This is a genomic window from Neobacillus sp. DZ-9, assembly GCF_059587065.1.
In genome coordinates this window covers 253,903-272,749 of the sequence record NZ_JCAIOL010000006.1, presented here as the reverse complement: position 1 = coordinate 272,749, position 18,847 = coordinate 253,903, and the positions used below count along the sequence as shown (strand labels likewise).

Annotated in this window: 16 protein-coding genes and 1 pseudogene; 16 read left to right on the top strand and 1 reads right to left on the bottom strand. The window is 40.6% G+C overall.

The features are described 5' to 3' along the window. Positions 1 to 19 precede the first annotated feature (19 nt). The 5 genes from AC59HZ_RS18815 to AC59HZ_RS18795 all read left to right on the top strand — a co-directional run bounded on the left by AC59HZ_RS18815 (position 20) and on the right by AC59HZ_RS18795 (position 5,395). Positions 20 to 751, top strand: a complete 732-nt coding sequence (locus tag AC59HZ_RS18815) for a GntR family transcriptional regulator (protein ID WP_496547325.1) — start codon at positions 20 to 22, stop codon at positions 749 to 751. Positions 752 to 1,010: 259 nt separating this feature from the next. After that, positions 1,011 to 2,357, top strand: a complete 1,347-nt coding sequence (locus AC59HZ_RS18810; protein WP_496547324.1) for an amino acid permease — start codon at positions 1,011 to 1,013, stop codon at positions 2,355 to 2,357. Between the two features lie 19 nt (positions 2,358 to 2,376). Further along, a complete protein-coding gene (locus AC59HZ_RS18805) occupies positions 2,377 to 3,522 on the top strand; it encodes a hypothetical protein (protein WP_496547323.1) in 1,146 nt (381 codons plus the stop codon). A 15-nt stretch (positions 3,523 to 3,537) separates the two neighbouring features. Continuing rightward, a complete protein-coding gene (locus tag AC59HZ_RS18800) occupies positions 3,538 to 4,440 on the top strand; it encodes a PfkB family carbohydrate kinase (RefSeq protein ID WP_496547322.1) in 903 nt (300 codons plus the stop codon). A 370-nt stretch (positions 4,441 to 4,810) separates the two neighbouring features. Further along, positions 4,811 to 5,395 (top strand): nucleotidyltransferase family protein, encoded by a 585-nt coding sequence (locus AC59HZ_RS18795; protein WP_496547321.1) that lies wholly within the window; start codon positions 4,811 to 4,813, stop codon positions 5,393 to 5,395. 106 nt (positions 5,396 to 5,501) lie between these two features. Here the strand turns inward: AC59HZ_RS18795 and AC59HZ_RS18790 are convergent, their stop codons facing one another. Continuing rightward, a complete protein-coding gene (locus AC59HZ_RS18790) occupies positions 5,502 to 6,749 on the bottom strand; it encodes a MerR family transcriptional regulator (protein ID WP_496547320.1) in 1,248 nt (415 codons plus the stop codon). Positions 6,750 to 6,933: 184 nt separating this feature from the next. On the opposite strand from AC59HZ_RS18790, the gene AC59HZ_RS18785 reads away from it, so the two are divergent. The 11 genes and pseudogenes from AC59HZ_RS18785 (at position 6,934) to AC59HZ_RS18735 (ending at position 18,827) form a co-directional block, all read left to right on the top strand. Continuing rightward, entirely contained in the window at positions 6,934 to 8,220 is a 1,287-nt protein-coding gene (locus AC59HZ_RS18785; RefSeq protein ID WP_496547319.1) for an NAD(P)/FAD-dependent oxidoreductase, read from the top strand. A 13-nt stretch (positions 8,221 to 8,233) separates the two neighbouring features. Beyond that, positions 8,234 to 9,706, top strand: coding sequence for an aldehyde dehydrogenase family protein (locus AC59HZ_RS18780; RefSeq protein ID WP_496547318.1), 1,473 nt, complete (start codon positions 8,234 to 8,236; stop codon positions 9,704 to 9,706). A gap of 46 nt (positions 9,707 to 9,752) precedes the next feature. Further along, positions 9,753 to 11,168 (top strand): MATE family efflux transporter, encoded by a 1,416-nt coding sequence (locus AC59HZ_RS18775; protein WP_496547317.1) that lies wholly within the window; start codon positions 9,753 to 9,755, stop codon positions 11,166 to 11,168. A 42-nt stretch (positions 11,169 to 11,210) separates the two neighbouring features. Beyond that, positions 11,211 to 11,492 (top strand): cupin domain-containing protein, encoded by a 282-nt coding sequence (locus AC59HZ_RS18770; RefSeq protein ID WP_496547316.1) that lies wholly within the window; start codon positions 11,211 to 11,213, stop codon positions 11,490 to 11,492. Beyond that, positions 11,482 to 11,571, top strand: a pseudogene (locus AC59HZ_RS18765) (Tn3 family transposase); the annotation flags it as partial. The gene AC59HZ_RS18770 and the pseudogene AC59HZ_RS18765, both read left to right, overlap by 11 nt. A gap of 145 nt (positions 11,572 to 11,716) precedes the next feature. After that, complete coding sequence (locus tag AC59HZ_RS18760) at positions 11,717 to 13,366, top strand: amidohydrolase (RefSeq protein WP_496547315.1); 1,650 nt, start codon at positions 11,717 to 11,719, stop codon at positions 13,364 to 13,366. A gap of 467 nt (positions 13,367 to 13,833) precedes the next feature. Beyond that, complete coding sequence (locus AC59HZ_RS18755) at positions 13,834 to 15,996, top strand: xanthine dehydrogenase family protein molybdopterin-binding subunit (RefSeq protein WP_496547314.1); 2,163 nt, start codon at positions 13,834 to 13,836, stop codon at positions 15,994 to 15,996. After that, the gene (locus tag AC59HZ_RS18750; RefSeq protein WP_496547313.1) at positions 15,993 to 16,469 is read left to right on the top strand and encodes a (2Fe-2S)-binding protein; all 477 of its coding nucleotides are present in this window, start codon (positions 15,993 to 15,995) and stop codon (positions 16,467 to 16,469) included. Before AC59HZ_RS18755 ends, AC59HZ_RS18750 begins: the two co-directional genes overlap by 4 nt. Next, positions 16,454 to 17,323, top strand: coding sequence for an FAD binding domain-containing protein (locus AC59HZ_RS18745; protein WP_496547312.1), 870 nt, complete (start codon positions 16,454 to 16,456; stop codon positions 17,321 to 17,323). Before AC59HZ_RS18750 ends, AC59HZ_RS18745 begins: the two co-directional genes overlap by 16 nt. 28 nt (positions 17,324 to 17,351) lie before the next feature. Next, the gene (locus tag AC59HZ_RS18740; protein ID WP_496547311.1) at positions 17,352 to 18,146 is read left to right on the top strand and encodes an XdhC family protein; all 795 of its coding nucleotides are present in this window, start codon (positions 17,352 to 17,354) and stop codon (positions 18,144 to 18,146) included. Between the two features lie 177 nt (positions 18,147 to 18,323). Beyond that, a complete protein-coding gene (locus AC59HZ_RS18735; protein WP_496547310.1) occupies positions 18,324 to 18,827 on the top strand; it encodes a hypothetical protein in 504 nt (167 codons plus the stop codon). The last annotated feature ends 20 nt before the right edge of the window (positions 18,828 to 18,847 follow it).

The window sequence follows — 18,847 nt, the reverse complement described above, 5'->3', positions numbered from 1 at the left end:
AAAGGAGCATTAATTGGTCATGGATATTAAATCACTAGAAGCTGATCATATGGTACCTCTTTACCAGCAGCTTTATAATACAATTCGAGAAAAAATAGCATCTGGCGAATACAAACCCGGCGAGCGTATCCCATCCGAAGCCCAACTTATTGAAATCTACAATATTAGTCGCGTGACGGTTCGCAGCGCATTGAATAAATTAGTAGAAGATAATATTCTTGTGAAGCGTCATGGCAAAGGAACCTTTGTATCGATGCCAGAATATGTGGAAAGTATTGGGGTGGGTGGAAGTTTTACGGCATCTTGGCAACAAACGGATGTAGTTCCAGGCACCAAAATTATTTCAAAGCTCTATGTGAATGCCAATAAAAAAATTGCTAATTCATTGAACGTAGAGGAAGGTTCCAAGATTATTCATATCAGGCGCTTGCGTTTGGTCAATGATCTTCCTGCGATTCTAGAAGAAGATTATTTTTTACCGGAGTATGATTTTCTATTGGAAATGGATTTAGACAACAAGTCTATTTTAGAAATTATCCGTAATCAGACAGGGCTTGTTGCAAAGGAATTTAATGATATTTTCGAAGTGAAATCCGCGACAAAGGAGCAGGCGGAATTTCTTGAATATAAGACTGGAAGCCCTTTGCTGAGAGTTAGCCAGACGATTTTTACTGAAAAACTCGATCTCCTGTATTATAACGAAGAATATATTAGAACAGATCGATATAAATATGCAATCCGTTCTTACTGATTGCATAATCTCCGGATTTTCCAAATTCAAAAAGCGTTAGACATGACTTTTTTTAAAACAAACACGATTTATTATGATACAAGTAATTATCGTTTGTCATTTTTAAAAAAATGACAGCTAATTAGTTGTCTATTTGTTATGCGAAAAAAAGGAATGATAAGAGTTTTACTGTACAAACGAATTGTTTATTTATGTACAAGTGGTTTTACTGACAACTAAATAAAATATTTTGACTTCATTATATGGGGAGTGTAAATAGATGGCAAATAATTTGGAAAGAAAATTGGGACTAGCCCCAACGATTGCTCTGTCAGTAGGAACAACCCTTGGTGCGGGAATCTTTATTTCAATTAGTGAGGTCGCAGGGGCCTCCGGTTCTGCACTCTTTACAGTATTGGCATTTTTAATCGGCGGTTTAATCATGATTCCACAGAATTTAATTTTAGCCGAATTAGCGACGGCCTATCCGGAAAATGGCGGGAACTATGTGTTTCTTAAACATGCGGGTTGGCGAAAGCTTGCATTCTTGACAGGGTGGGCATCATTTTGGGCTAATGATTCAAGTGCACTCGCGATCGTATCCTTAGCGGGGGTACAGTACATTGCTTACCTTTTTCCAATGAATGGCCTCGCTATTAAATTTATTGCAGTTGCCTTCATTTTACTCTTTATGATGATCCATATCCGTTCGGTAGAAGGCGGCGGTAAATTCCAGGCCATCATTACTTTTATTAAGATTCTGCCTTTTGTTTTGCTGATTGGTATGGGGTTATTTTTTGTAAGAGGAGACCTGGTCATGACTCCAGCAGTAGCTGCTACTCCAGTTGGTTTGATGGCATTGCTGGCTGGTATTTCAGCAACAAGCTGGTCATTTGACGGTATGGGTGCATGCACATACATGACAGGCGAAATCAAAAATCCGAAAAAGACCATGCCTAGAGCTTTGATCAGCTCGGTTATCATTATTATTCTATTATATGTGGGCTTAACTTTTGTTGTTACAGGTGTTGTACCGTTCGACCAATTGGTCAATTCGAAAGCACCTCTTGCTGACGCAGGTGCGGCAATTCCGCTGATTGGAAATATCTCAGGTACGTTTATTGCCTTATCAGGTATTATTGTTATTCTCGCTGCTTTGTCAGGAACCGTTATGTTCCAACCGCGCTTGGAATATGCAATGGCAAAAGACGGACTTTTCTTTAAAAGCTTTGGAAAAATGCACAAAAAATATGGTACTCCATATTTCTCTATGATGGCACAGTGTATATTAGCTATTGTTCTTATTTTCTTATCCAATATTACTGAGTTGCTTGGATATTTCACCTTTGTGTTGTTATTAAAGAATACGCTTACATTCGCTTCGATTTTTGTGCACCGAAAAAAGCCGGATTATAACCCATTGTGGAAAGCACCAGCTTGGAAATTCATGGCCGTTATTTCGATCGCATCTAGTTTGATATTGGTAGTTTCCACGTTTATGTGGGCAGCAATTCCAAGTATTATTACAGCGATCATCGTTGTTGTTACGGGCCTTCCAGTCTTCTATTTTTGGGAGAAACGAAACAAAAAAGAAGCAATTAAAGAGGGAGAATCTATAAATATATAGCTGAAAGGGTGATAATCTGATGCAGTTTTCAACTTTTAAGGCGGAGCTTTTTGATGAACACCAACATGAGATGGCTGAATTCTGTGCGGAATTTGGGCTTGATGGTATGGAAGTTTTTATGGATGATGTCCTTTCAAGAGATCAAGATTTGAATGATGAGAAACTTGTAATCTTGGATAAACTTCGTACTTTACATGTAAAAAGAGTTCATTGCTCTTACTGGGCGTATCCAACCAGCTTTCTTACAAAGAATAATTTTCAAGAACTGGTTGAGAGATTTGGAAGCTGGGAAGATGTCGTGAATTATTATGGTGACCTAACAGGTGATCATATGTATAAAAGATGGGCAGATGAGTATCAGATTGCCACTGAGCTAAAAGCACAGGCGTATACGTTTCATCTAATTGATTACGCGCCAATTGATGGGAAATGGGAGTTCACAATTTCCAAGGGTGATATTCGTCAGGCGATGATATACATGATACAGCAATTCTTAAATTATCTGATGGATCAAAATCTGCTTACTGAAGATTCTCCATTGATTGAAGTGGAAAATGCCGGGTGGGGTTTGGAACATGGTTTGCAGACTGCAGAGGACTATCAGTTAATGTATTGCCAGCTTTACGATCCGCTCCAAAAAGTCAAGATTGGTTGGGATATTAACCACTTGTTACATGCACTTGGCTTTGACGAGACTCAAAATTGCGCCAGATTCTTCCTGCCAGACAGCGAAATTAGCAGCCAAATGTTTGAATTGCAACAGCGTTATGGCAACGAGCCGCAGGTATTTGCCCAGAAGTGGCTGGAACACAATATTATGGACCCAGAGATAGTCGATCGTGTTGGTTGTATACAGCTTTCAGACTGTGCGTTAAAAACGACTGAGTTTTTCCGTAATGGTAAGTTGACCGGACAATATTATGACGAAATCGTTGCTCTTGATAGTTGGGGAGAGCAGGAGGATTATGGTGTTAATATTGTACTCTCCAGCTATGACTCCCATATACCATTGGGGGATGGGATATTGAACCCTAAAGCGATAAAAGAGATGATTCTCAAGATTCGTGCTGTTAATTCGGATATGGTCATTTTACATGAACTCAAAAACAATACTGACCAGGCTGCGGCATTAAGAAGGCAGTTGGATCGTCTTGACTTAAAATAAGGAGATACTCCGTTTATGAAATATATTATTGTTGGTCCCACGATTGTGAATGATATCCAATTTGCAGATGGCAGCATAAGCAAGGGGCATATTGGCGGCGCCATATTTTGTCTGGAAGGGGTAAAAATGTGGAGTGACGACTGTCTCTATGTATCAAATGTAGGTGAAGATTTCTCGAAGTATTATGGGGAGTGGATGGATGCAAATCAATGTTCCTATGAAGGTCTCAATTATAATCTTCCCCATACAGAATATACGACCCTTATATATGGGGATGAAGGACTTCATGATGAGGTTTCCATTTATGGCGAGGACATTGAAAAGCAGATCTCAGAGCTAGATAAGAGGACTGCCGAGCAGATTGCCAGTCATTGCGGTAGCGAAACGAGAGGCATCTATATTGAAGCGTCCGAAATGGACCCTCTGTGGGATAAATTGCATCTGATTCACATGAATTCCAACGCGAAGATCATGTGGGAAATCCCTACTTCCGCAGCGATGCAAAAGCATCGGAAAGAAAAAGTGTTAAAGACGATTATCAAGGCTGGGCTGTACTCGATTAATTTGCCAGAGGCGATGAGCCTATTTGAGACAAAGGATGAAAAATCAACGGTTGAGGCAATTATTTCCTTTGGCGTTCCATGTTTTTTCAGAGTTGGTAGTAGAGGTTCGTACATGATTTCGGATGGTCAGGCATATTTTGCTCCAAGTATCACTGTTGGAGATGTTGTTGATGCTACTGGATGCGGTAACTGTTCCACTGCTGCTGCGCTTTATGCGTATTGTGAAGGCTTTGTACCGAAAAAAGTTGCGGCTATGGCAAATATTGCAGCGGCATATAACCTATTGCAGTATGGGCCATATCCTGTTATCACTAGTGAAACAAGGGCAGAAGCTATGAGGTTGCTCGAAAAGTAGTTGAGCTAATTTGTTTAATAGACATGTGACTGGTAATGCAGACAGGATCAAAAATAGACAGAGTATACCTACACTATTAAACTAGAAAATCCCCGCTCAGGAAGGCGGGGATTGGTCTTTCTTGAAAAAAGGCTTCACTGATTGTATTTAAATGGCTCTGCCAAACATGTTTAGCTAGTAATAAAGTTGATCCATGCCTTGGTACATCTGGAGCCGGCCAAATTCTGTAACATCATGGGGATTTATTTGGTGTATGTAATAGAGAATTAGTTCATCAAAACAGATACCGGCCATAAAATAGAAATTAAGAGTTGGAGCGATTACCTTTTGTTCCAGTATCAAGATTCAAAGATAGGTAGAAGGTGATACTATGGAAGCAATCGTCCTAGCTGCTGGATATTCCAGCCGAGCGGATGCATTTAAAATGACGTTGCCTCTGGGGCAAATAACCATGTTGGAGCAAACGATATCTAAATTTGAAGGAATATGCAGCAGGGTCATTGTCGTAGCTGGGTTTCAAGCAGAAATCATTCAAGAAGAAACGGCAAAAATCAGCAGTAAAAATGCGTACTCCTTTCAGATCAAGTTTGTTTATAATGAAGACTTTCACCAGGGAATGTTTAGTTCCATTCAAAAGGGCTGTAACGAAGTAAATGCCCCAGCCTTCTTTATCACACCTGGAGATTGCCCGCTTGTTAAGAAAGAGACCGTTCAGCTAATAGCAGAACAAAAAGGAAACGTAGTGATTCCCAGCTTTCACTATAAAGGCGGCCACCCCATCAAATTATCAAGCGAATTGAAACAGAAAATTCTCGAAACCAATCCAGAAAGTAATTTGCGTGCGGTCCTTAACGTTTACGAAAAGAAATACTTGAATGTAGAGGATTCAGGAATATTAATGGATGTTGATACGCCGGTAGAATACCAACAAGCCATTGATTATTTAAAAGCTTAAATTTTCTGTGATTTTTCCATAAAAAAAGCAGCTTGATTCGATCGGCTTTCCAGTTCGAATCAAGCTGCATTTTTGTTGATTGGCAGGGAGTTGTTTCATCCTTGAATTAAACTCGGACAGCCTCTTTTTTTGTACTGGCCAAATACATTAACATGTGGAATTTTTCGTCTTTTACATGATAGTCAAAAAAAGGTCCTGGATCTGTACTGTACCCTATATTTTCACTTTGCGTGATTTGAAATCCGTTAACTGATAAATTTTCTTCTAAAAATTTTGGATATAAAATATGCTCGTGAGAATTTGGATATAAGGATGAAATATTTTTCAATGATTTGGCAGAGCTATCATAATAGGAGTATCCGCCAACAATTGTTGAGTTGCTATGGAAATAGTTTTTTAGATCATGAATTGGGAAATTCGGATTAAGCAGTGAAAAATCAGATGCTGTAAAACTATCCACAAAAACATCGATGGAAAGCGGTTTCAATGGCAAGTTTAAATCAGAATTCAAAATATAAAGAACATGTGGCTTAGGATTCATTCGTTCAATTCTTTTTCTAATCTTCTTGAGCATCCCAAGCGAATAGCCACTGAATACATAGGATGCACTCGTTTCTAGAACATCAATATATTTGGGTAGTGTCACAAAAGCGTCAACGTTTGTTTCCACGATTAATTTGTTTTTCAATTCTACATTTTGCAGAACTTTTTGAAACCAAAAATTACTTTTTTCAAATAAGTTAATCATATTGGGATTGATCTCTTTTATCGTTTCTTTATCGTAAAAATAAGAAGGATAAGGAGAAGTCTCGTACAAGTTCGCGGTAATGATAATACCTTCCTCGATAACTGCTTCGTATCCACAGGTACAAGTTAACCTTCCTGCTTGAATGTAGACTTTTTTAATCGTTATATCTTTCATTTCAAGTGGAATGTGGCACTTCGGACAATAGAGCAGACTTACAAATGAAAGTGGGACCCCTTTAAAATTCTCTTCTTTGGATGAAGGCGAGCTGGATTGAACCGCTTTTTCAATCAATTGGATAGCTTTTGATATGTCTTCTTTTTTCTTGATCAGCTGGTTCTTTTTATCAATAAGTAAGGTGTTATAGTAGTCGATATCCTCATGGTCCGAGAAGTTTGTAACACGCTGATATGATAAAATTTGTTGAATTTCTAACAGTGAAAAATGAAATTTTTTCAGCTTAGTAATAAAAGCCATGTCGTCGAGACACGATTGGTTCATATGATACTGGGTGTTTTTTTTTTCTGGGATTAATAATCCCAGTTCAATGTAATAACGAATGGTATCGGTCGTAACATGAAATAGCTTTGCAAATGTACCAATTTTCATAGATACCCCCAATGAAAAAAGTGGAGTTACTCCATTTTTTTACAAAAATGAATTCAAAAAGCACTTAAATTGCTATTGACTTGGAGGAAGCTCCAAGTCATATTATGGACTCAGAAAGTGTGAATATTTTGAATAATATTGACTGTATTGTAGCATACAAGTCACAAAAGGAGAAGAACAAGCTATGGATAAAATGGATCGAATGGATACACTCTCACTGTGGACAGCGACTGCAAACAACTATGAAAAAAGATCGATTCTTGAAGGAAATGAAGAAGCGGATGTTGTCATTATTGGTGCAGGTTTCACAGGTCTTTCTTCTGCCTATCATTTGCAAAAATTAGGGAAGAGTGTCATTGTCCTTGAGCAAGAAACGATTGGATATGGTGCCAGCGGTCGTAACGGTGGGATGGTATTGCCAGGCTATAAGCCGACGATGCAGGAGATTTCCAAAAAGTATGGTGTAGACGAGGCGAGACAGCTTAACGATCTCTCCCTGTTAAGTATTGAATTGGTTAAAAACATCATTGATGAGCATCAAATCGACTGTGACTTTAGAAAGACAGGTCACATTGTGGCGGCTTACAAAGCCAAGCATTTTGAAGAATTGAAACATGAAAGCGAATACTTAAACAAAAATTTCGGGTACGAATCTAGGGTAATTGATGGATGTCATTTGCATCAAGAAATCGATTCCCCACTCTATTATGGCTGCTTAGTTGACAATTCGAGTTACTCGTTCCATCCACTGAACTATGCAATTGGTTTGGGAGAAGCGACTAAATCGATTGGTGCAAAAATCTTTGAGCATTCGAAAGCACTATCTATTGAGTACGATCGAAACAGTGTGAAAGTTGTAACAGAAAAAGGTACTGTTACTGCGAAAAATATTATTGTAGCTACTGATGGCTACTCCGGAAAAATCATGAATGAACTAAACAAAGGCGTACTGCCAATTTCGGCACGTATTATTGCTACTGAACAGCTTCCAGAGTCACTGGTGAATACCGTCATTCCTAAAGATCGCATGGTTTTTGATACAAGCAATTTCCTTTACTATTTCCGACGTACTCCAGATAATCGGATTGTATTTGGCGGTGGCGATGTTCGTCCAAACTTAGGCGATGCAGTTTATCAAAGTGTTTACGATGCCATGGTTAAAACAATGCCAAAACTGGCAGGAAGCAAGATTGATTTCCGTTGGGGTGGATTTATCGGGGTTACAATTGATACGTTCCCGATTATCGGCCGATCTAAAGAAGGCGCATATTTCGCAACAGGTTATTCGGGACACGGAGCTTCTCTCTCGACATTATTCGGTAAGTTATTGGCTCAATGGATCGTTACAGGTAATGCGGGCGGATATCGATTTGAAAAAAAACGCCTCAAATCATTACCGTTCTATAATCAGAAAACGATGCTGGTAAATTTAGCACATATTAGTTTCAAAATGCTTGATATGATTGGGTAAAGGAGAGTTTTTCATGAGAATTAACATGTTCATTGACGGGAAATGGGTAGAAGCGTTATACGGTGCTAGAAGAAACATTATCAATCCTGCAACTGGGGAGTTGATCGCAACGGCCTCTGATGGATCAGCAGATGATGCGAAGATGGCAATCAAGGCGGCTCGTAGAGCGTTTGACAGCGGGATCTGGTCGAATCTATCGGCAGATGAAAGAGCTGACTTTCTCTATAAGATTGCAGACCGTCTTGAAGAGAATACGGCTGAAATTGCCCGTTTGGAAACTGCTAATAACGGTAAGGTTATTCGTGCAACCACCTATGTGGATATTCCAGTGTCGATTCAATGCTTCCGCTATTATGCTGACTTGATCAAAGGCATGAAAAAAGAATCTTACACTCGCGCTGATTCTTCGGAAACCATTATTATTCATGAACCGATTGGTGTTTGTGGTCTGATTGTACCTTGGAACTTTCCGCTAATGATAGCTGTTTGGCATATTGCTCCTGCACTCGCCGCAGGGAATACAATTGTCATTAAGCCTGCTGAGGTCACTCCTGTAAGCGTATTCAAACTATTTGAAATCCTCGAAGAGCTTGGACTTCCGGCCGGAGTGGCAAACCTGGTATTGGGGCCTGGATCAACAGTTGGGAATGAGCTTGCCGAGAGCCATGATGTTGACAAGATTGCCTTTACCGGTGGAACAAAAACAGGCCAAAGTATTATGCGCGCAGCTGCGGGCAATATGAAAAAAATCACACTTGAACTGGGTGGTAAATCTCCACTTATTGTGTTCGATGATGTGGATTTTGAAACAGCAGTCGAGAATGCGATGTTTGGCATTTTTCACAATGCTGGGCAAGTTTGTTCAGCAGCATCTCGTTTGCTGGTACAAGAGACGATTTACGATAAGTTTGTTGAAAGACTGGAAGAGCGTGCAAACAAGATTTTAGTTGGCAACGGGGAATATGAGAACATTGAAATGGGACCTCTCTCAAACGAGCATCATATGAATGAAGTTATAGATTACATCAAGAGCGGAATCGAAGAAGGTGCAAGATTAGTTTGCGGTGGTAAGCGCTTAACTGAAAATGGACTTGATCAAGGATTTTTTATCACACCAACGATCTTTGCTGATGTAAATGCGAATATGCGTATTGTTAAGGAAGAGATTTTTGGCCCAGTCCTTGTTGTACAGAAATTTAAAGATGAGGAAGATGCCATCCAAAAAGCGAATGATTCTATTTATGGATTAGCCGGTGCTGTATTTACTGAGGATATGGATCGTGCAAAACGTGTCATTCGTAAATTGCGGGCTGGAATTACTTGGATTAATAGTTATCACCTTGCTTATGTTGATGGTCCTTGGGGGGGATATAAGCAAAGTGGAATCGGAAGATCATTAGGCAAAATTGGGCTGGAACACTTTATGGAAATTAAGCAAATCAATATCCATCAGCACGCCAAGCCTGTTGGCTGGTATAAGAATTAATGAAGATTAACTTGCTAGATAAATTATTTAGTAGGGGGATATGCACATGGAAGTAGCAGACAACCGTCCGTCATCGAGGATAGAACAAGTAGAAGTAATGAATAAGCCCATACATGATTCAGTGCTGGGAACAAAAAGTATTCATTTATTATATTTACGGTTTGCTTTGGCAGGAATAATGGCGAATGCGATTCTTGGAGTGGTAGCGGTTGTCGATGGCTATTTTGTCAGCGGCTTTCAGGAGCTGGAAGTCGAAGGGATCGGAATTGGATTTACGGTCATGGTTATTACCCGTATGCTTGGCGTTCTTTTTGGCGTGGGAGCTGGAGCGGTCATTTCACTTCGACTTGGAAAGGGAAAGCTCGAAGAAGCTAGAAGTATTATGGGTCAAACCTTATGGTTTACTCTTTTCTTCTCCATTTTGCTAGCTGTACTTGGATTGGTCTTTGAAAATCAAATTATGACCTTATTCGGAGCAAGTGCTAAATCGCTTCCATATGCAGTGCACTACAGCCGTCTGCTATGGATTTCATTGCCATTAACGATATTGGCCGTTGTATTAAGTATTTTAACCAATATCGATGGAAAACCTCTACTATCTATGAACAGTTGGTTAGTCGCAGCAGTTGTTTCAGGGATTACAGAATGGATTATGGTAACGAAGTATGACATGGGGATGATGGGTTCCTCATGGGCCAATACGATTTCGCAAGTGATCCCTGTTTTCCTGATCTTTTATTTCTGGTTTGGAAAAACAAAACTTAAACCAAAGTGGAAAGATATGAAAATAAAACGAATGATTATAGGTGAAGTGGCTTGGACAGGCTTTGCATCTTTCTCAAGTCAGCTCATGATGTTTTTTGCCATTATTTTCTTCAATAATTTACTGCAAAGCTACGGTGGCGGGCTGCACGTTGCCGCTTTCACGGTTCAAAACGGTTACATTACAAATCTGCTCGCCTTAGCAGCGCTCGGTGGGATGACAGGACTTCAACCGATCATTAGTTATAATTACGGTGCAGGCAATCTTGATCGTGTTAAACAAGCAATAAAGATTGGACTCATTTTTACAATTGCTTTCTTTGTGATTATGACAGCTTTACTAATCATTTTTGCTGATCCAATTATGTCATTTTTCTCTGGAGGTAATCCGCATTTACAGAAACTAGGCATCTGGACGACAACTGTATTTAATTGCATGTTTACATTAAATGCCGTTAGCTTGCTTATCGCCGGTTATTTCGAATCACAAGAGAAAAACTGGTCTGCAACGTTTATTAATGTTAGCAAAATGTTATTATTTACATTCCCGTTTATGTTTATTTTCCCTAAATATTGGGGAGTTGATGGTATATGGTATTCGGCGCCAGCTTCGGAAATTCCAGGAGTTCTCATTGCTATTTATTTTATTAGAAAAGAGTTTAAGCGTTTGAAAGAAACAAAGCTAGCGTTAGAATTGTGATCAATTCATTCTTCAAAATTACTAGAAAGAGAGAGGATCATCATGTTTTTTGCGAGAAAACTTACAGCCGCGGAAGCAAGACAATTAGGTGTTGATACGTGGGAACCATGGGTAGGCGAACCTAATAAAGGAACTTGGCATGTAGAAGAACAAGAAGCTTTCTATGTGACAGACGGCGAAGTGTTTATTACGGTTGATGGGGAAGAGTACCATATTACAAAGGACTGGATCGTTTCCTTGGCTAAAGACCTTGTTTGTGAATGGAATTGTCCGAATTTTTTGAAGAAGAATTATAAAATGAACCATGTGATCAATATATCATGAGTCGGAGTTACAATTTAAGGAGCATTTCACCGATACAACAGGTTTCACTGATCATGTATTTGATTTAATGGATTTGCTCCACGTATACATGGTCTAAAAGACTAAAAACTCTTTTTGACAAGTGATATGAAGGCATATCAAAAAACTGTAGTTAGTGTGTTGAACGAAACTGAAAGCGTTGCCAAAGAACAAACGAAAATATTATAAAAAGTGAGGAGAAATTAGTGAAAACGAGTGTTGTATTTTTAAACGGTGAAGTGATTACAGTAAACCATGCAAACAATGTAGTGGAAGCAGTTGCTATTAATAAGAACAGGATTGTTGCCGTGGGGTCAAACAAAGAAATCCAAGCTCTAATTACCGAAGAGACTAATGTCATTGACTTAAAAGGGAAAAGTTTGCTGCCGGGATTCATCGATTCACATTTGCACCTAACTGCTTATGGTACAGAGAAATTGGGTGTGAGATGTAATCAACCCCACATCACAACAATTTACGATTTGCTGTCTGAGATACGGGCTAAAGCGCAAGTGTTACCGAAGGGAGAGTGGGTGCGCATATGGGGGTTTGACGAAACGAAAATGATTGAAAAGCGTTACCCGACTAGAGTGGAATTAGATTCTGTTAGCACAGAGCATCCTATTCTCATCGTACGGGCATGCAACCATATTTCGGTGGCAAATAGGATGGCTCTTAAATTAGCCAATATTAACAAGGATACACCTGATCCAAAAGGTGGAAAAATTGAAAGAAATAATAATGGGGAACTAACAGGACGTCTGCTTGAGACGGCGCATTTTCTAAAAATGATGAAAGCCGCCAAATTTTCTGAACCAGAAATAAAAATGGCGATGGCAACGGCATCTGATGATTACATTGCTGCCGGGATTACTAGTGTTCATGAAGCAGGTGTGTACAATGAAGATAATTTTCGTATCATGCAGCAGGGGGCACGTTCAGGTCTGATTCGCGTTAGGGTCTATGCCATGGCCATTACCATTAATGATCCTGAAGAGTTTCTTCGATCAATGATCAGTGCCGGAATGAGTACAGGAGTCGGAAACGAACGATTTAAAATTGGCCCTGCCAAGGTGTTTATCGATGGAAGCAGCAGCGGACGTACGATTGCGACAAGAAGACCACATACAAGCACCCCTGGAGATTACGGAATTCTTAACTATAGCCAAGATGAACTCGATCGAATCCTGATAGAGGCACATAAGAATGGCTTTCAGATAACCGCTCATGCACAAGGAGACCGCGCAATCGAAATGATGTTAAATTGTATTGAAAAGGCGCTTAAAAAATATCCACGCGAAAATCATCGCCATCGCATAGAACATGCAGGTATAACGGAACCTGATTTGCTGGAGCGTATGAAAGCGCTGAGGGTTGTTCCAATTCCCAATCCACATTTTTTCTATGAGTTCGGCGATGGCTATATCATCAATTACGGGGAGCGTGTGAATCATATGTATCCGTTACGGGAGTTTATTGATAATGGATTAAATGCTGCAATTGCATCCGACAGCCCGGTCACTGATTATCGCCCGCTGTTTGGTATTCACGTTGCCGTAAACAGAGAGAGTGTTACAGGACAAAAAGTAGGAGAAAATCAGCGAATTAGTGTCATGGAGGCAATCAGGATGTATACGTGGAATGGCGCATACGCTAGCTTTGAAGAGGATATGAAAGGAAGTATTGAAGTTGGAAAATTTGCTGACCTTGTTGTTATAGACGGTAGTATACTGCAAGCGGATAAAAGAAAGATTAAGGATTTGTCTGTTAACTTGACAATGGTTGACGGAGAAATAGTTTACCAAAAAAGTAGTATAGTAGCACAGCAAAAAGAATCATTATCTAGTTTAGGGTGAAAAAAGAGTAAGAAAAAAGATCCTCTTGAGGGTGAAAAACTTTAAGGTGAAGTGATTGGATTTTTATGAAATTAAGGGTGACAACGGGTGATGAGTCGCAGGACCTAGGTATAAATCAGAAATACGTGAAAGTAGATGGTCCGGGAGTATTAATGGATATTAATTATCTTAAGCTTAAATTTCTCGATATTTTTCCATAAACAAAGCAGCTTGATTCGATTAGCCTTTCAGGTCGAATGAAGCTGCATTTTTTGATTGGCACGGTAAACAATTAGCAAGAAAAATATTAATAGTTGGTTAATAATTCTTACATAAATCGCTAAAGTTTCCCGATTTACAAATATAATTAAATGAAATTCTGGAATGAAATTAATCATAAAATATCATTCTCATTTATAAAATCGTAGGAAGAGGGTTTCTATTAAAATGTGTCCACTTTAAAAAACGAGTCGAAGGGTGTTGTGAAAATGAGTCTCAAAGACATAAGCACCTCAGTGCCCAAAAAGGATCATAAAGGTAAAGTATCGGGCCAGCTGCCCTATATTAGTGACGTGAAAGTAGAAAATATGGTGAATGGAGTTTTGGTTCGGTCGACGATTGCTTATGGAAAAATCAAATCCATTCAATTGCCGAACCTTCCGGAAGGGTATGAAGCGGTAGGTGCAGAGCATATCCCCGGACCAAATAATGTGAAGATTATCCAAGAAGATCAGCCCATTTTTGCCAATGAGTGGGTCAATTATATTGGCGAGCCGATTCTCATGCTCGTAGGAAAAGACCTGAGTATCCTCTACAGTTTGTTAGATGAAGTGAAGGTTGATTTTGAAGAACATCCGGCTACGTATACTTTGAACCAAGCTATCCAACAAAAATCGGCATCCGGGGTAACTATGGCAAGCTATGAATTCGGGGAAAGCTTAGAAACCATTTCAGCGATCGAGCAGAGAGCCCATCAAATCATTGAAGAAGAATATGATACGGGTTATCAGGAGCATGTCTATCTCGAGCCGCAAGGAATGCTCGCCATTTATAAGGATGATGAAATAGTCGTCCAAGGATCGATGCAATGTCTTTATTATATAAAAAATGCCTTGCTAAGCGCGTTAGCCTGCGGCGACGATGAAGTCAGAGTGGTTCAAAGTCCTACCGGCGGAGGCTTTGGCGGCAAAGAAGAGTTTCCTTCGATGATGGCTTGTCACGTAGCAGTGGCCGCTAAAGCCGTCAAAAAATCGGTGATGCTCGTATTCGACCGGTCTGAGGATATGGTGGTGACAACGAAAAGGCATCCGGCCAAACTCAACTATCGAACGGCACTTGATAAGGAAGGAAATATTTTGAGCATGTGTGTGGACATCTACCTCGATGGCGGAGCGAATGCAGGATTGAGCCAAGTCGTGCTGCAGCGAGCTTTAATAAACAGTGCCGGTGTTTATAATATTCCGCATTTCCATGCAAAAGGCTATGTTTTAAAAACCAATACCGTTCCGAATGGCGCCTTCAGAGGCTTTGGAGCTCCGCAAAGCTTTGCCGGAATCGAAAGTCATATCGGACATCTTAGTAAACTAGCAAACGTCGACCCGCTTGAATATAAACGAAAATACCTCGTCAAACAAGGAGACCCCACCATCACCAAAGGAGAGTTCCGAGACCCGATATTAGTGGAAGATATGATTGAAGACCTGCTCAACGCAGCACAATACAAAACGAAAAAAGAAGAGTTCCAGCGTAACAAACAACAAAATCAACGCTATAAAAAAGGAATCGGAACTTCATTGTTCCTCCACGGCTGCGGATTTACAGGCAGCGGAGAAAGAGACCATATTAAAGCAACGGTAAAGCTGGTGAAATCAAGCGACGACCTGGTTTCACTTAAAATTTCAAATTCTGATATGGGACAAGGAATCTATACGACATTGAGTAAAATTGTCGCGAAAGAACTAGACCTCCCATACGAAAGAGTTTTGTACCCTGATCCCGATACAAAAGAGGTCCCCGACTCCGGTCCGACCGTAGCCTCCAGAACGACGATGATTGTTGGAAAATTGCTTGAACGGGCCGCTAAAAAACTGAAGGTTAAGTGGCAAAGCGGAGTGGAACAGGAAGCAGTGGAGAATTATGTTCATCGTGAAATGATTCCATGGGACGAGAAAACCTTCACGGGAGATGCCTACCCGGCTTATTCCTGGGGTGTGAATTTCGTGGAGGTAGAGGTGGATACGTTAACAGGCAATGTAAAGCTAGAAAAAGTATACGGCAATTATGAAGTGGGTAAGGTCATCGATGACCGGATTATGAAAGGCCAAATTGACGGTGGATTGGCCCAAGGGTTAGCGTACGGTTATTTAGAAAAGATGACGTCAAGACAAGGCAGAATCCAGCAGAAAAGCATATCGGATTATGGACCGCCGACTGCAATGGACGTTGTGTCCATCGAAAGCAAGGTCTTTGACAACCCCTATGCGGATGGTCCATACGGGGCGAAGGGTGCAGGTGAATTAACGTTAATCGGCGGAGCACCAGCCGTCCAAGCAGCGATCGAGGATGCACTGCAAACTTCTTTTCAGCAAATTCCGATTACACCGGAAGTCATTATTGAAAGCCTTTGGAGGAAAGAAGGTGAAAAGGGATGATTAAATTTACCCTAAATGGGAGAATCGTAGAAACGGACGCCCCTCCTACCGCAAGATTACTAGATTTAATCAGAGATGAGTTTGCGTTAATCGGAACAAAGGAAGGCTGTGGAGAAGGGGAGTGCGGAGCCTGCAGTGTGTTTGTAAATAACCTCCTGCAGAACAGCTGCCTGATTCCCATTGGCTCGATTGCGGGTGCGGATATTCAAACGATAGAAGGGATCATGGAAACGGAACAATTTAAGCTTTTAGATGAGAGCTATTCGAGTGCCGGGGGTGTACAATGCGGCTATTGCATTCCGGGGATGATTATGGCAAGTGCCGCTTTGTTATCGAACAATCCACATCCTTCGGAGGCTGAAATTCGGGATGGCATTTCCGGAAATCTGTGCCGATGTACGGGCTACAATATGATTGTGGATGCGATTAATCTGGCAGCGAAAAAAGGTGACGGCCTATGGCAGAAAAAATAACCGCCTATCGCTTCGATCGTTTAGACCAAACCCTAAGCCAATTGAATAATGAAGACTGTGCGATCATCGCCGGCGGCACGGATGTTATGGTTCTTCACAAAAGCCGGAGGGGAGTACCACCGAAAATCCCTAAACCAATAGTTTTTATTGATCATCTTTCAGAATTAAAGCAGGTGTATCACCTTTATAAGGATCTACACATTGGAGCCTGCTGTACCTATAGTGAATTATTGGAACATCCATTGATTCCTGTTGCCTTAAAAAACGCCATTAAAAGCATTGCGGCACCGGCCATTCGAAACCGGGGAACATTAGGCGGTAATATCTGCAACGCCTCCCCAGCTGGTGACACAATACCATTATTATATGTATACAATGCAAAGCTTCGGCTGCGCTCCGTCAATGGTGATCGTATTGTTGCGATTAGCGATTTTATTCAAGGTCCCCGACGGGTGCAGCGCGATCCAAATGAAATCGTAATGGAGATTATCCTGCCGTCCGTACTAGAAGAAGGCTATCATGTCGTGTTTGAGAAAGTCGGCAACCGAAACGCAGACGCCATTGCCAAAGTAGGGTTTGCAGGCTATATCCGGATCAATGGCGCTCGAATAGAAGATGTTCGCTTTGCCTTCGGGGCGGTTGGACCGACGATGCTTCGTTCCATTGATATTGAGAAGAAGCTGGTTGGAAAAACCATCCCGTTAGCCGAAACAGACATCGCTGAGATTGTGGCAGACTTCGATAAAATCATTCGGCCAATCGACGATCAGCGCTCCACGGCGGTCTACAGAAAAACCGTTGCGTTAAATCTGTTACGTTATTTTCTTAGCTTAAAGCAATATCAAACGAATTGATTTTTTCAAAAAAGGGGGAGGGCTATTCATGCTACTGATGGAAAAAGTGGCCATGCTAACTCGTCAAAACGAAACCTTTGCTTTAGCCATGATAATAGAATCCAAGGGCTCGACTCCCAGGCATGTTGGAAAAATGATTGTATACCGGGATAGTACGATTGAAGGGACGGTTGGAGGGGGCTTGGCAGAACACTATATTATCCAAGAATGTGTAAAGGCAATCCAAAATGGCCAATCGAAAATCGTTGAATATAAATTGAATAGACATGCAAAGGATGGAATTCAAATGAGTTGTGGCGGCACTTTACGGGTGTTTATTGAAGTCTATACAAGCAGGCCTGAACTCGTCCTGTGTGGTGCTGGCCATTTAGGCTATGCCTTGGCAAAGCTCGCTGATTTCCTCGAATTACCCTATTGCATTGTCGATGACCGTGTTGATTTTTGTACGAAGGAGCGCTTTCCAAATGCGACAAACCTTTTTGTAGACGAGGATATTGGAAAGGCAATGCTTGCAGCCAATCTCAATGAAAAGTCCTATGTGGTGATTGTGACAAAAGATGGTGATGATATTGTCTTGAAAACGGCACTGCAATTTCCGTGTGCTTATGTGGGAATGGTTGCCAGCAAGCGTAAGGTCATAACCATATTTGAAAAATTAAAAAACGAAGGGGTCACACAAGAACAGTTGGAGCAGGTTCATTCTCCAATCGGATTGGAAATGGGCTCGGAAACAACAGCAGAAATTGCCATCAGTATTATTGGTGAGATCATCAAAGTAAGCAAGGAAAAAAAGTCTGTGAAAGTGAAACAATTAAATAGATAGTATTATCCACATAAACGCCTTCAAAATTTATCATTGAAGGCGTTTTTTTACGTTTCGTTCTAAAAAGTAAATATCAAATAATCCGCTGGGACTCGATAATTTGTCCCTTGCAAATAGTTGACCTTTTGCATTAACTAAAGTAATGAAAGAATAGACTATCGAAAGGATGATTCAATTATGGCGATTTTGCGTACCGGCCCCTTTCTAATTCCAAATTTCACGCTCGGTGCACGCCCCATAAATATCGTAATTGTGACATTAAGCAACCTAACCAACCGAATCCTGAATGTTAGGGCTATGATTAAACAATCTTCAATTGCTTCGGTCCCAGTTATTTCTCCTGTTTCATTTTCCCCACTCCTTCCAGAAACAGATATTTCACTTCCACCGAACTCAATGTCGAGTATGCATGTTCCTTTGTCTGTTACCAAAGCAACAGAATCAAATAGTACACAACCAAACAGTCCGCAGGTTTTATCCGTTATTGTTAGCGGTGACATTCGAAAATCAGGTGACCTCGTTCTAGTGACGGTCACAGGAGGCTCTTCATCTGATGGTTATTCACTCGATATTTCCGAACCGACGTTGTTCTTTCGACATAGTGACTTTGTAGAAGTGCATCATTACCATCCATTCCCTTTTTATCATCCTCTAGATCCTAACCATGTTGAAAACAATTAGTAAAAGAGTCATTAAACAAA